Genomic DNA, 13,139 nt, shown 5'->3' with positions numbered 1-13,139 from the left:
GGCGACATAGGCCAACCCCGTACCAAATTCTAGGGCTGGAACGTGATCGGACGGCCCAATGTGATCGCCGCAGGACTAATCATACAGGATTGCGCCAGAACGGTCACGCCCGCCACCATGGCGCTGTCAAAAGCTTCCTTATAGGTGGGGTCGATATCGCTGGCCAAAGTGACCGCCGCGCAATCGGTGCGTTGCACCAGATAAAACATGACCGCGCGGTGACCTTCTGCGACCATACGTGACAGTTCGGTCAAATGCCTGGCCCCGCGGGCCGTCACGCTGTCGGGAAACTCGGCCAAACCCGGTTGGCGCGACAGCGTCACGCTTTTGACTTCGACATAGGTATCGGGGCCATCCCCGCTCAGCAGAAAATCAATGCGGCTGTTCTTGCCATATTTCACTTCCGGGCGCACAAGATCATAGGCTGGCAGTCCGGGCACCTGATGCGCGATCAAGGCAGCCTTTAGCGCACGGTTTGGCACGGATGTATCGACACCCGTAAAGTGCCCATTCTCATGATCAACCAAGCGCCATCCAAATTTCAGCTTTTTCTTGGGGTCATCATTTGGCTCTAACCACACCTTCATGCCGGGTTCTGCTAACCCCATCATTGACCCAGGGTTCGCGCAATGGGCGGTGACGTCGCGCTCATCGTCCAATGTCACATCGGCCAGAAACCGTTTGTAGCGACGCATCAGACGGGCAGGGACAAGGGGCGTGGCAAATTCCATAGGCGCGCTATAACCTGTTAGACCAGACAGGAGAACACCCAGATGCCCAACCCAACCGCTGCAATGCTTGTCATAGGCGATGAGATCCTTTCAGGCCGCACGCGCGACGCAAATATGCACTACCTTGCAGGGCAACTGACCGAAATGGGGATCGACCTGAAGGAAGTGCGCGTCGTCAGCGACGACCGGGACGCGATCATCGCGGCGACCAAGGCGCTTTCTGTAAGCTATGACCACGTCTTTACCAGCGGCGGTATTGGGCCGACGCATGATGACATCACGGCTGACTGCATCGCCGCCGCCTTTGACGCGCATATCGACGTGCGGGATGATGCGCGCGCGCTGCTTCAGGCCCACTACGACAGATCAGGGTTAGAACTGAACGAGGCGCGCTTGCGCATGGCGCGTATCCCGGATGGTGCCACGCTGATCGACAACCCGGTCAGCACAGCACCGGGGTTCAGTCTGCAAAATGTGCACGTCATGGCGGGCGTCCCATCCGTGTTTAAGGCGATGGTTGCCAGCATCCTGCCAACCCTAACCGGTGGCGCGCCGCTTTTGTCACGGACCCTGCGTCTGATGATGGGCGAGGGGGATGTCGCTGGGCCGCTGGGCGCCTTTGCAGATGATTTTCCTGATCTTTCGGTCGGTTCTTACCCATTCCAAAGGGATGGCAGTTATGGCTGTAACATCGTCGTGCGCGGCAGCGACGCCGCTTTGCTTGATACCGCCATGACGACGCTTGAAGCGCGGTTTTCTGGATGAGCTTGCCCACGGTTCAAAAGCTTTACGCCGTGATCGACGGCACATGGCCGTCATCGGCCAAACAGGCGCTGGGCCCGTGGACCATCAGAATAGATAGTGGCGGTGGAAATCGCGTCAGCGCTGCAACGGCAGAATTGCCAATCACAGACGCAGATATCCCAGTCGCTGAAGACGCCATGCGCGAGGCCAGCCAGACGCCGCTTTTCATGATCCGCGAGGGCGAGGACGACTTGGATCACCACCTTGAGGCACGCGGTTATGTCATCAAAGACCCGACAAACCTCTATGCCGCACCGGTTGCGGACATAGCCATCAACAGACCCCCACCTGTCACCAGTTTTGAAGTCTGGCCACCCCTTGCAGCACAAGCCGAAATCTGGGCTCAAGGTGGGATCGGCACAGGACGGCTGGCGGTGATGGACCGCGCAAGAGAACCGAAAACAACGCTGCTGGGGCGGCTCAATGACCGACCTGCTGGAACCGGCTATGTTGGCATTGCGGCTGATTGCGCGATGATCCATGCGCTGGAAATCAGCGAAGGGCATCGCCGCCAAGGCCTTGCCCGGCACCTTACGCGGGCGGCGGCGTTCTGGGCGCAAGATAATGGGGCGGACTATCTGACGCTGGTCACGACACAGGCGAATATTGGCGCAAACACGCTCTACTCTTCCCTCGGCATGACGCTTGTGGGACAGTACCATTATAGGACTTTGCCGGAGTGATCCTTTGACCGACCAACCCACCGCCCTTGATCTGCCCATGGCCGATCCGCTGCCCGAAGCAACGCAGAAATATTTTGACATCTGTCAGGAAAAGCTGGGGATGGTGCCCAACGTTCTGCAAGCTTATGCTTTTGATATCGATAAGCTAAACGCGTTCACCGCACTTTATAATGACGTGATGCTGGCGGACTCTGGGCTTTCGAAGCTTGAGCGCGAGATGATCGCGGTTGTCGTGTCCTCCATCAACAAATGCTACTATTGCCTGACGGCGCATGGGGCTGTGGTGCGGCAATTGTCCGGCGATCCGAAACTGGGCGAAATGCTGGTGATGAACTGGCGGGTCGCACCGTTGGATGCACGCCAGAAAGCCATGCTTGAATTTACAGAGCAAATGACAGTGGCCAGCGCCAAGATTGAAGAAAAAGACCGCGATGCATTACGCCAGGTTGGATTTTCCGATCGCGATATCTGGGATATCGCTGCCGTCGCAGGCTTCTATAATATGAGCAATCGCATGGCTTCGGCCACCGACATGCGGCCCAATGATGAATATCACGCCCTCGCCCGATGATCCGTATTTGCGCCGTTCTTCTGGCCGTTGCCTGTAGTTCGGGGCAGGCCCAAACACTAGATTTTCCCAGCAATGCCAGCCTGCAAGCCGAGGTCGTGCGCGACGCGGACAGCTATGAGTTGCCACGCGATATCTGGGATCGTGGCGAAATGCCGACCCAGACGGTCGAGGGCCGTGTCACGCAGCAGGCATGGCGGATCGAAGCACCTTCATTGACGACCTTGCAACTTGTCCGCCCTTTGCGTGAACAATTGCGCAACGACCGTTATCGCATCATCTTTGAATGCCAGACCGAAGCCTGCGGCGGCTTTGATTTTCGCTTTGGGGTGGAAACATTTCCACCCCCCCAGATGCGCATCAACATCGGTGATTTCCGCTTTCTTGCCGCTGAACGCACCGGTGCGAACGGGCCGGAATATCTGTCGCTTTTTATCAGTCGCACCACAGAGGCAGGTTTTGTGCAAATCACCCATGTCGGTCCGATGGCCGTTGACCCAGAACCCATCGCAGAGGCTGAGGCCGCGCCGTTGCGTGCATTTGGCGCCACCCCGGATGCCGCACTTGCCGAACAGTTGGAAGTGGTCGGGCGTAGCGTCCTGAGTGATTTGAGTTTTGAAACCGGTTCGGCGCAGCTGGCTGCGGGTAACTATGCGTCGTTACAGGCACTTGCGGACTATCTGGCCGGCGCGCCACAGCTCAGGGTTGCTTTGGTCGGCCATACAGATTCCTCCGGCTCGCTTGAAGCGAACATCGCGTTGTCTAAGCGCCGGGCGGCCTCTGTTTTGGAAAGATTAGTCAGTGCCTATGGCACCAGCCGGGGGCAGATCGAAGCAGAAGGCATGGGATATCTGGCCCCGATTGCACCAAACCTGACCGAAGAAGGGCGCGAGGCAAACCGCCGGGTTGAGGTGATTGTGACCTCAACACAGGAATGAACCATCAGGCGCTTTGTGCGCATTCCTTTGTCACTATCGTGTCTTCCCATTGCAGATATCGGGCACGCCCATCCTGTTTTGCCTGATAAAGCGCTGCATCCGCCCGGGCAAAAACCGCGTCAATCGACAGATCAGGAAGCGCTTGTGCCGCACCAAGTGACAGCGTCACGGACAGACCTTTCACCGTATCGGTGTCAAATGTTATAGGCTTTGTGATACGCTCGCCGATCACGCGGGCTGTTTGAGGTGTCGCGCCTGTCAGATATAGGGCGAACTCCTCTCCACCTATTCGGGCGAGTACATCGTCGCGCCGGACATTGCGCTGCAACGTATAAGAAATTGATTTCAAACACCGGTCCCCGGCCAAGTGACCATGGGTATCATTGATTGCCTTGAATCTGTCGGCATCCATCATCACCAGTACACCACGGTGATTAATTGCGCGCGCCTTACTGACCAATTCAAAAAAGGTACGGCGATTGTTCAGACCCGTCAGTGCATCCTTTCGCGACAACTGCCAAAGCCTGCGTTGTAAGCGGATCTGGAACAATGACACAGTGAGGAAAAACGCAATCAAGGGTCCACCAACGACGGTTGCATGTCCAATGTGATAAAGGGGGGATTGCATGCCGCGAACTTCGATGGTGTCAAAGTAATGCGCAAATGTAAGGTTCGCGATAGCAACAAGACCAATCATACCGATCAAGCGCGTGATGAAACCCACCCAGCCTTTTGGCGCAAGCCGGCGCATGAGTTGGTCCATCAGTTCCCTCCTAAAGGTCGAGCAGACCCTAGGAGACAGGCGTTGTGATAAGTTTAATGCCCAACAAAAAAGCGCGGCCGACATGTCGACCGCGCCAGTTAGGTGGATTTGCACCTTGGGGGAATTACCAGATATCGGGGCCTTTGTCGGCAAATTCATGCGCCAGGAAATCAATGAACGCGCGGACTTTGGGCTGCGTGAAGCGGCCCGGTGGATAGACGGCATAGATACCTTGCGTCTCGACCGGCAGGTCGGGAATGGCTTCTTCGACCAAACCTTGCTGCATCGCATCCGCATAAAGAAAGCTGGGCAAATACGCGATGCCAAGCCCACCGATACAGGCGTTCAACAGCGACTGCCCATCATTCACAGTCAGCCAACCGGCGGTGCGCACCTGACGCTTTTCACCCGAAGGGGCGGTCAGTTTCCAAACGGCCGAATTGGCTTGGTTGGAATAATGCAGCAACTTATGCTCATTCAGGTCATCAATCTTTTCGGGACGGCCATACTGCTCAAAATAAGCAGGGCTCGCGATCATGCGTTTGGTGGTGTCAGTCAACTTGCGGGCGCGCAGGGTGCTGTCTTCCAGCTCTCCAATGCGGACGGCCATGTCAAAGCCTTCGGAAATCAGCTCAACATAGCGGTTGTTCAGCGCCATGTTGACGGTGATATCGGGAAATTCTGTCAGGAAATCACCCAAAACAGGCGATAGATGGTTCACACCAAAATCGGTGGCCACGCTGATGCGCAACAATCCCGAAGGTGCTGACTGCATGGATGTGACCAGCGCATCTGCTTCGCCAGCATCATTCAGCACGCGACGGGCACGGTCGTAATAGGCTAGGCCAATTTCTGTCGGGCTGACACGGCGGGTGGTGCGGTTCAGCAGACGCGCGCCAAGACGCGCTTCAAGCGAGGAGACGTGTTTCGACACAGCAGACTTGGAAATCCCCATCTTTTTTGCCGCGTCTGTAAAGCCGCCTTGATCCACCACCGTGGCAAAGGCTTCCATTTCCGTCAGACGATCCATGCAAAATTCCTAGTACTGTTTTTTGATACCGTTGTTTCCTCTTTGAAGATGAAATCGGGCAGGAATGGGACAAATGCCTGACAATAAGGGGGTATGAATCCGCTTTGGTGACGATGCGGAAACAGCTAGTCAGCACGATTGGCCTTAATCACAAGGGGTTTGGTGTTTTGATCAAATGCTGTGCTATTACCACAGAATAGGGCGATCCAACCTGTCCCAGAATATCCACCGGCGTTTTTCCTGTGGCACGTGAAAGCCATCGCAGATCGCCGGCGACTGTTCTTGGGACGGATCCAGCAGATGCAACATACCCGAATAGCTGGCAATCAGGACACGACCTGTGGCGGGGCATATATCCACCCCGCCCGCGCTAGAGCCAAAGCCCACCTCCCACAATAATTTGCCGTCAGGTGTCACGCAGGCTGCAAATCCTGAACCGGCCAAAAGAAAGGCACCCGTGCCGCTGTCCGTCATAGAAGGTGGCAGATAGCCCGACGCATAGACACGTAGATAAGTATTCAAAAGGATTTGTGTGTCGTGCTGGTCGTAAGGTTCCGTCGTCAGCCCTTGCACCTGTGCCAAAGTGCTGGCGAAAGTGACGCCATTGTAGAAATGGCAAGAATTCAACGCTATACACTGGCTGTCATCACTAAAGCAGGTGTTATGGGGGTATTCGCTGAGGTATCCCAGATGCGCAAAAACATGTGGTGTCCCATCTGCGTCCAGCGCAAGTATATGATGCCCGTCATCTTGTGTGCCAAGGGCGGCATAGCGGCCATCCGGGGATAACGCCGCGTGCAGCATATCAAAGAAGGGATGAAAGGTGTCATCGTCGTCGGCGAACTCTTTCATCTGCGCCAATAGCCCTAAATCCACCGCCGGAAACAGCAGCTGTGACTGCCATACCGATGCGGTCTTTGCCAGCACAACGACGCCACGTTCTGCATCACATAACAGCAGTTTGGTTCCGTCATCAGACACCGATACCCGCGCATAGGCCGGGCTATCGCCGGGGGTGCCAAACGCAGCGGCATTATCGGTGGACAGGTCCTGTGGTACAAAAGCAGATCCTGGCAAGGCAGGGATACGCTCTGCCTCACTGTCGGCAAATGTGCGGCCCAACGCCATACTGCCGTCTTGGTGCACCGTGACAAAGAACTGACGATTGCGGGACCAGGCAAAGGTTGCAATGTCAGCAACCTGTTCGATCTCATCACCGCTGATCAGCCAGGTCGTGTTGTCTTGATATGTGGTTCCTTGCTGCACAAGATAGCGATCGTTGCCCAAAATCGCACAGCAGGTTAGGCCGCGCCCGCCTTGCTCCATTTGTGAAATAAAAGGGGTATGGGCCGGGTCAAAATGCGCGCGCGCCTCTGTGCCACGCCCAGCATTGTTCAGGTCAATTACCTTTTGCAAAACCGCCTCGGCCATTTTTGGCGTGCGCGTATCTTCAATAAGATTTGGCTCTTGCGAGGTGCCAAGGTGAAACGCCGTGATTTCGGCAGTGTTCGTCTGCGCAACCTTGCGCCCGATCTCATTCCACCTTGTGGTATCGGCCGTGTTGCTTTTGTCTTTGCCAAATAAACGTCGAAACATAGTTATTCCTTTGTCATCCCAGCACCACATCTGCGCACACCTGTTAGATTTGTGCTGCCAACCGTGTTCCCTGATCAATAGCGCGTTTTGCGTCCAGTTCGGCGGCGACATCCGCACCACCGATCACATGGACATTGCGCCCCAACGCGGTCAATTCATCAGCCAAACTGCGTTCTGGCACCTGTCCTGCACACAGAACAATAGTATCCGCCGCTATGACCTTTGGGTTTTCGCGCGCTTCGCCGTGACTGACATGCAGCCCATCTGCGTCGATCTTTTCATAGTTCACACCGCCGATCATCTGCACGTTCTTCATCTGCAACCCGGCACGGTGAATCCAGCCGGTTGTTTTGCCCAAACGCTTGCCCAGTTTCTCGGACTTACGTTGCAGCAACGTGACCTGCCGCACAGGCGCCTCTGGCTTGGGCCCTTCTGGGCGCAATCCGCCGCGCGTTTTTGCAGGATCACCCACACCCCATTCTTCTAACCATTCATCAAGGTCCTCGGTGGGGCTTTCATCAGTGACCAGAAATTCGGCCACATCAAAGCCAATGCCGCCCGCACCAATCACGGCAACATTTTTACCGACGTTTGCCTTGCCGCGCAGCACGTCAATATAGGACATCACATTCGGGCCATCCTGACCGGGGATGGCAGGGTTACGCGGTGCGACGCCGGTGGCGATGATGATCTCATCAAAATCGGCCAGCGCGTCAGACGTTGCTGTTGCACCCATCTGCAACGTAATCCCAGCCTTCGCGACCATGGTGCGATAATAGTCAACCAGCCCCCAGAATTCTTCCTTACCGGGCACCTGCTTGGCCATGTTCAACTGGCCGCCAATCTCATCAAGTTTATCAAAGATCGTAACGGCATGCCCGCGTTCAGCCGCCGTCAGTGCAGCAGAAAGCCCGGCAGGACCCGCACCAACCACAGCAACGGTTTTTGCCACATCTGCGGGGGCAATCGTCAGCTCTGTCTCATGGCAGGCCTGCGGGTTCACCAAACAAGACGATAGTTTGCCGCTGAAGGTATGATCAAGACAGGCTTGGTTGCAGGCGATACAAGGTGCGATTTCAGCAGCCTTACCTGCTTTCGCTTTCGCCACAAAATGCGCATCAGCCAAGAACGGGCGCGCCATGCTGACCATATCGGCGCAGCCGTCCGACAGCACGCCTTCGGCAACTTCAGGCATATTAATGCGGTTGGATGTGATGATCGGGATTTGCACTTCACCCATCAGTTTCTTGGTCACCCAGGTAAAGGCGCGGCGCGGGACCGAGGTCGCAATCGTTGGAATGCGCGCCTCGTGCCAGCCAATCCCTGTGTTCAGGATCGTGGCCCCTGCAGCCTCAACCGCCTTGGCAAGCTGCACAACTTCTTCCCAGGTCGATCCGTTCGGCACCAGATCAATCATCGATAACCGGTAGATCACGATGAAATCAGTGCCCACCGCATCACGCACGCGGCGCACAATCTCAACCGGCAGACGCATGCGGTTCTCATAGGACCCGCCCCAACGGTCGGTGCGCTTGTTGGTATGGTTCACAAGGAACTGGTTGATGAAATACCCTTCGGACCCCATTACCTCGACCCCGTCATAGCCAGCTTCTTTGGCGCGAATGGCGGCCGTTACGATATCGCTGATCTGCTTTTCAATTCCATCTTCATCCAATTCTTTGGGTGGGAACGGCGAGATGGGTGATTTGATCGCAGATGGTGCCACGCAATCTGGCGAATAGGCATATCGCCCTGCATGCAAGATCTGCATCGCAATCTTGCCACCCGCATCGTGTACGCGGTTGGTCACGATGCGATGGTTGGTAATATCCTCATCCGTGTAAAGCCCAGCCGCGCCGGGAAATACACCGCCCTCCGGGTTAGGCGCCATGCCACCCGTCACCATCAAGGCCACATCGCCGCGCGCCCGCTCGGCATAGAACTCTGCCACCCGGTTCCAATCCTTGGTCTCTTCCAGCCCGGTATGCATCGACCCCATGAGCACGCGGTTCTTGAGGGTGGTAAAACCCAGATCGAGAGGGGAGAGAAGATTGGGATATTGGGTCATGAAATTGCCTCCGCTTATGGCGCAATCATGGCGAAACCTGACGCCCCCGTCACCCTCAACGTCGCGTAATATTTGCGGCGATGCGGCCCGCGCGAAAGGTTTTGCGAAATGGGCAAGCTACGCTAGGCTGACGGGCGACAGTGAAAGGGGTGCAAAATGGAAGCAAGTTTCTCTCGGCGCAAGTTGCTCACGCCAACAGAACTGCGGGCATTATCAGAGCGGTCGGACCTGCAAGGGGGCCTGCAAATGGCCAGCCACATAGGTGCGATTGTCATCGTCGGCACCCTGCATGCGCAAGCCATCGGCACCGGCTGGGTCTGGCTAACAGGTCTTGCCTTGGGTGTCCTGCTCAACTTCCTCTACGCCGCCCAACATGAGCTGTCACACGCCACCGTTTTCAAAACCCGCAAACTGAACGAAGTCTTCGGCCGTATCATTGGTTTCATCCAAATCTTTCCCCGTGATTTTGACCAGATCATGCACTTCGCCCACCACCAATACACCCAAGATTGGGAGCGGGACGGTGAGCTGGTGCGCGAACCCTATACGTTGACAACATACTTGTTGTGGCTCAGCGGCATCACCTATTGGCGCAACCGCGTTTTTGGCACTGTCCGCCGTGCGCAAGGCATCATTATCGAACCCTTCATCCGCACTGAGGAAGAGGCCCGCGTGATCTTTGAAAGCCGCCTGCATGTGCTGGGCTATGCGATGATCGGTCTGCTGTCTGTGATCTTTTCATCATGGGCAGCACTGACCTTCTGGATCATCCCGATGGTCCTGACCAAACCCATCCACCAGCTGCAAAATACTATCGAGCATCTGGGGCTTTCCCATGAAAACGACATTATGGAAAACACCCGGTCCACCCGCGCCAACGCTTTGCAGCGCTGGCTTTGTTGGCAAATGCCCTATCACACAGCACACCATACGTTCCCCGCCGTGCCATTCTGGAAACTGCGCGAATTGAACGACCGGATTGAAGACAAAGCGGGCGAAGTGCATCGCATGGGCTGGCTGGAATTCCAGCGTGAGGTGATCGGCAAACTGATGGCCAAGGACGAAAGCCAATATCCGATGGACGAGGTCTGGATCATCCCCCGTAGCGGTGACCGCGTCACGCGCATGCCAGCGGAATGAGGCGGCTTCAGGTCTATACCTCGCTTTGGGCAATGCAGCCGCATGACCAGACCGGAGTGAAACTGCCCTATGATCAGGTCTGCGAAATGGTCAGTGGGGCAGGGTTCGATGGTATGGCAATTGATCTGGGCGCGTCCGATGTGGCGGTCGCCCATGAAGTGCGCCTGCATATGGAACGCAACGGGCTCACGCCACTGATCGTGGCCTTTCCGAAAACCATCGAAAGCTTGGAAGACACGCTGCATATGGCCGCCGATTTTGGTGTGCCCTTCGTTGATGTGATCGGGCAGGTTATGCCCATTGCGCTGGACGACATGGTGCCGGTGATCGAGACTTGGATAGGTATGGCCGACCGTATCGGCATGCCCGTACAGTTTGAGACACACCGCAACTGCATCACCAACGACCTTTACACGACGCTGCAACTGCTTGACCGCATTCCCGACATGCGCATTTGCGCGGACCTGTCACATTACGTGGTGGACCGCGAATTCTGGTTCCCGCTGTCTGACCACGATATCGGGCTGATCAGTCGCATCCTGCAAAGATCTGACAGCTTCCAAGGGCGTGTTGCGTCACGTCAACAAATCCAACTGCAACTGGACTTTCCGCAACACCAAAAATGGGTGGACCTGTTCAAAGGCTGGTGGCGTGAAGGGCTGGCCGATTGGCGGGCACGAAATGCATCAGGCGACTGCATCTTTGTATGTGAACTTGGGCCGCCGGAATATGCAATGACAGGGCCAGACGGACGCGAGATGTCAAACCGCTGGGTGGAGGCGCAGATGATCAAAGGCTGGGTGCAGGAAATCTGGGATGAATTAGGTGGGGATGGGTAGGGTATGTCCGTTGTGCGGGACAACACAGCCCCTCAGTTCTTCCAGTTGAATGTCTTGGGCCGGTAGATCATCGTTGATGACGGCTTTTATCATACCCATCTGTGAACAAGCCGCGTTACCGCGGCCTATTTTCGTGCGCACTTTATAGTTATGAAGTATCTATGTGAAATTCTAGCAGCGAAGATAAGCGAAAGCCTAATGATAGTATTCACACGATCCACATATGCGATTGCCTCACCAACCGCACATCCGAAAGACACGCAGTTTGGATTACCGCACATATCGGGAATACCCTGTCACATTGGTTATGGCGACGGCTCGTTGAACCACAATAGTCGTCAAATCACTGCTCAAGCGAAGCGCTAATGAACCTCTGTGGCATATATTGGCCAGCAGAGCCGTATATATGGCTGGCTTTTGTCGTTGCCAGTTTTGTGTTCCTACTGCCGACGTTAGTCCCTTGGCGTCCCGTCGCGATTGTGCTTCTTGCCGTTCTCACTGTGGTAATGGGTGCAATGGCACTGGATGCGCTTGATGGTGTTTACCGCATATTTTCGCCGGGCGGACACCGGGACATTTGCGATCCGCCTTACATGGATGCCGAAACCTTGAAAGTGGCTGCAACATCGCTTTGGGCCCTCGTTGTGGCGGCGGTGACCATATTTTCTATCCCACACTGGCGGACGGCTGTTGGTTTCACCCGCAAGCTGGTCATTTTGCTTAAGTTCTACGCCGTCGCAGTATTGCCAGCGGTTTTTTTGATTTTCCAGTCTACGTGGTAGTTTCCGTTAAGGATGAAGATGACATCGCCATCAGGCGGAAGTTTTTAGTGGCTGCAAGATAACACTCTAAATGTGTTCAGTCCTAGAAGACCAAAGTGATCATTCATTCAAGTCGCGCCATCAATCTGTGCTCAAATCGGACCTTACTACGCAAAAGCCCCACCGCTTTGTAGCGATGGGGCGGGGGAATGCCCTGTTAGGGCTACCCGGTCTGACTTATGGCAGCAGAACGGCGTCGATCACGTGGATCACGCCGTTGGACGCGATGATGTCCGCTGTTGTCACGTTGCTGTCTTCGACTTTTACGCCGTTACGACCATCAATGTGGACGTTCGCGCCGTTGACTGTCGCGACGCTCAAACGCTGGCCGGCCAACTGATCAGATGTCACGGCACCTGGGACCACGTGGTATGTCAGGATTGCAACCAACTGATCCTTGTTCTCTGGCAACAGCAGGCTATCGACGGTGCCGGCTGGCAGCGCTGCGAAAGCGGCGTCTGTCGGTGCGAATACTGTGAATGGACCTTCGCTTTTCAGCGTGTCCACAAGGCCGGCCGCAGTCACAGCAGCAACAAGTGTGTTAAAGTTGCCGTTGGATGCGGCGATATCGACGATGTCGGGCTCTTTTTCCATCATGGGTGCACAAGCGGCGGCAAAAGCTACGCCAGCGGCGAGAATGGTGGATTTGATAGCAAAGCGACGGTTCATTGGGTGTCCTTTCGTGTCCCTGTTAACGATGTTGTTACGGGGGGATGGACGGATTGGTTGTCATTCTGACAATGAGTTTATGAACCGTATTAAACGCATCCAATTGGGTGTTTGATACGTATCCTGCGCCTATGTCTCTGCGCAATGTTTGCGAAAGGCCTTTTGCAACAGATCCAGTTCAGCGCGCAGCAACGCAATCTCGGCCCGCAGATCATCCGTTAATGGTGTGCCGCATATGATTGAGATGGTTCCGATAGTCGCCCCGCTGCCATCGCTGATCACGCAAGTCTGCACACCATCGCTAAGTATTTCTTGGGGCAGCGTGACACTGACCCGCCACAGATTGCGCGACCCGTCACGTTCAAACGACACCTGTTCCAGCGCCTCTCCCAGATGTGTCACTCGCAAGTCGGGTGTTTCATCCTTGGCGCCCAACAAGTCACCTTGCCAAACACCTGCTTTGATCGTCGTATTGATGAATTGCATCGG

The 13,139-nt window shown here is 55.5% G+C and carries 14 protein-coding genes; 7 read left to right on the top strand and 7 right to left on the bottom strand.

The window, feature by feature from the left end:
- Positions 1–29: 29 nt before the first annotated feature.
- A complete protein-coding gene (sfsA, locus tag RCCS2_RS04140) occupies positions 30–731 on the bottom strand; it encodes a DNA/RNA nuclease SfsA (RefSeq protein ID WP_008231610.1) in 702 nt (233 codons plus the stop codon).
- A gap of 42 nt (positions 732–773) precedes the next feature.
- Between sfsA and RCCS2_RS04135 the strand changes: the two genes are divergently transcribed.
- Genes RCCS2_RS04135 through RCCS2_RS04120 form a run of 4 tightly spaced genes read left to right on the top strand, consistent with a single transcriptional unit; the run spans position 774 to position 3,724 of the window.
- Entirely contained in the window at positions 774–1,496 is a 723-nt protein-coding gene (locus tag RCCS2_RS04135; protein ID WP_008231608.1) for a competence/damage-inducible protein A, read from the top strand.
- Positions 1,493–2,218, top strand: a complete 726-nt coding sequence (locus RCCS2_RS04130) for a GNAT family N-acetyltransferase (protein ID WP_008231605.1) — start codon at positions 1,493–1,495, stop codon at positions 2,216–2,218. Before RCCS2_RS04135 ends, RCCS2_RS04130 begins: the two co-directional genes overlap by 4 nt.
- Positions 2,219–2,222: 4 nt before the next feature.
- The gene (locus tag RCCS2_RS04125) at positions 2,223–2,789 is read left to right on the top strand and encodes a peroxidase-related enzyme (RefSeq protein ID WP_008231603.1); all 567 of its coding nucleotides are present in this window, start codon (positions 2,223–2,225) and stop codon (positions 2,787–2,789) included.
- Complete coding sequence (locus tag RCCS2_RS04120; RefSeq protein ID WP_008231601.1) at positions 2,786–3,724, top strand: OmpA family protein; 939 nt, start codon at positions 2,786–2,788, stop codon at positions 3,722–3,724. The genes RCCS2_RS04125 and RCCS2_RS04120 overlap by 4 nt, the downstream gene beginning before the upstream one ends.
- A gap of 4 nt (positions 3,725–3,728) precedes the next feature.
- On the opposite strand, the gene RCCS2_RS04115 is transcribed toward RCCS2_RS04120, so the two are convergent.
- The 4 genes from RCCS2_RS04115 to RCCS2_RS04100 all read right to left on the bottom strand — a co-directional run bounded on the left by RCCS2_RS04115 (position 3,729) and on the right by RCCS2_RS04100 (position 9,181).
- Complete coding sequence (locus RCCS2_RS04115) at positions 3,729–4,487, bottom strand: GGDEF domain-containing protein (RefSeq protein WP_008231599.1); 759 nt, start codon at positions 4,485–4,487, stop codon at positions 3,729–3,731.
- 124 nt (positions 4,488–4,611) lie between these two features.
- On the bottom strand, positions 4,612–5,517 hold the full coding sequence (locus RCCS2_RS04110) for a LysR family transcriptional regulator (protein ID WP_037293173.1): 906 nt from the start codon (positions 5,515–5,517) through the stop codon (positions 4,612–4,614).
- Between the two features lie 186 nt (positions 5,518–5,703).
- Entirely contained in the window at positions 5,704–7,113 is a 1,410-nt protein-coding gene (locus RCCS2_RS04105) for a hypothetical protein (protein ID WP_008231597.1), read from the bottom strand.
- A gap of 43 nt (positions 7,114–7,156) precedes the next feature.
- Positions 7,157–9,181 (bottom strand): NADPH-dependent 2,4-dienoyl-CoA reductase, encoded by a 2,025-nt coding sequence (locus RCCS2_RS04100; protein WP_037293170.1) that lies wholly within the window; start codon positions 9,179–9,181, stop codon positions 7,157–7,159.
- A gap of 156 nt (positions 9,182–9,337) precedes the next feature.
- Here RCCS2_RS04100 and RCCS2_RS04095 point away from each other — a divergent pair, with 156 nt between their 5' ends.
- From RCCS2_RS04095 to RCCS2_RS04085, 3 genes are all read left to right on the top strand, one after another.
- Complete coding sequence (locus RCCS2_RS04095) at positions 9,338–10,321, top strand: fatty acid desaturase (RefSeq protein ID WP_008231591.1); 984 nt, start codon at positions 9,338–9,340, stop codon at positions 10,319–10,321.
- Entirely contained in the window at positions 10,318–11,160 is an 843-nt protein-coding gene (locus tag RCCS2_RS04090; protein ID WP_037293167.1) for a sugar phosphate isomerase/epimerase family protein, read from the top strand. The genes RCCS2_RS04095 and RCCS2_RS04090 overlap by 4 nt, the downstream gene beginning before the upstream one ends.
- 506 nt (positions 11,161–11,666) lie before the next feature.
- Positions 11,667–11,942 carry a hypothetical protein gene (locus RCCS2_RS04085; RefSeq protein WP_008231586.1) on the top strand — a complete coding sequence of 92 codons (276 nt, stop codon included), beginning with the start codon at positions 11,667–11,669 and terminating at the stop codon, positions 11,940–11,942.
- Between the two features lie 216 nt (positions 11,943–12,158).
- Here RCCS2_RS04085 and RCCS2_RS04080 read toward each other — a convergent pair whose 3' ends face one another.
- On the bottom strand, positions 12,159–12,650 hold the full coding sequence (locus tag RCCS2_RS04080) for a fasciclin domain-containing protein (RefSeq protein ID WP_037293163.1): 492 nt from the start codon (positions 12,648–12,650) through the stop codon (positions 12,159–12,161).
- A 129-nt stretch (positions 12,651–12,779) separates the two neighbouring features.
- Positions 12,780–13,136 carry a hypothetical protein gene (locus RCCS2_RS04075; protein ID WP_008231580.1) on the bottom strand — a complete coding sequence of 119 codons (357 nt, stop codon included), beginning with the start codon at positions 13,134–13,136 and terminating at the stop codon, positions 12,780–12,782.
- Positions 13,137–13,139 lie beyond the last annotated feature (3 nt).

It is taken from the genome of Roseobacter sp. CCS2 (genome assembly GCF_000169435.1).
Classification (GTDB): Bacteria; Pseudomonadota; Alphaproteobacteria; order Rhodobacterales; family Rhodobacteraceae; genus Yoonia.
Note: the sequence above shows the minus strand (reverse complement) of the source record. Positions and strands in the feature narration are given on the sequence as shown.

Coding starts and splice junctions, on each gene's coding strand:
- sfsA (WP_008231610.1), bottom strand. CDS start 731: ATGGAATTTGCCACGCCCCTTGTCCCTGCCCGTCTGATGCGTCGCTAC.
- RCCS2_RS04135 (WP_008231608.1), top strand. CDS start 774: ATGCCCAACCCAACCGCTGCAATGCTTGTCATAGGCGATGAGATCCTT.
- RCCS2_RS04130 (WP_008231605.1), top strand. CDS start 1,493: ATGAGCTTGCCCACGGTTCAAAAGCTTTACGCCGTGATCGACGGCACA.
- RCCS2_RS04120 (WP_008231601.1), top strand. CDS start 2,786: ATGATCCGTATTTGCGCCGTTCTTCTGGCCGTTGCCTGTAGTTCGGGG.
- RCCS2_RS04115 (WP_008231599.1), bottom strand. CDS start 4,487: ATGGACCAACTCATGCGCCGGCTTGCGCCAAAAGGCTGGGTGGGTTTC.
- RCCS2_RS04110 (WP_037293173.1), bottom strand. CDS start 5,517: ATGGATCGTCTGACGGAAATGGAAGCCTTTGCCACGGTGGTGGATCAA.
- RCCS2_RS04105 (WP_008231597.1), bottom strand. CDS start 7,113: ATGTTTCGACGTTTATTTGGCAAAGACAAAAGCAACACGGCCGATACC.
- RCCS2_RS04100 (WP_037293170.1), bottom strand. CDS start 9,181: ATGACCCAATATCCCAATCTTCTCTCCCCTCTCGATCTGGGTTTTACC.
- RCCS2_RS04095 (WP_008231591.1), top strand. CDS start 9,338: ATGGAAGCAAGTTTCTCTCGGCGCAAGTTGCTCACGCCAACAGAACTG.
- RCCS2_RS04090 (WP_037293167.1), top strand. CDS start 10,318: ATGAGGCGGCTTCAGGTCTATACCTCGCTTTGGGCAATGCAGCCGCAT.
- RCCS2_RS04085 (WP_008231586.1), top strand. CDS start 11,667: ATGGGTGCAATGGCACTGGATGCGCTTGATGGTGTTTACCGCATATTT.
- RCCS2_RS04080 (WP_037293163.1), bottom strand. CDS start 12,650: ATGAACCGTCGCTTTGCTATCAAATCCACCATTCTCGCCGCTGGCGTA.
- RCCS2_RS04075 (WP_008231580.1), bottom strand. CDS start 13,136: ATGCAATTCATCAATACGACGATCAAAGCAGGTGTTTGGCAAGGTGAC.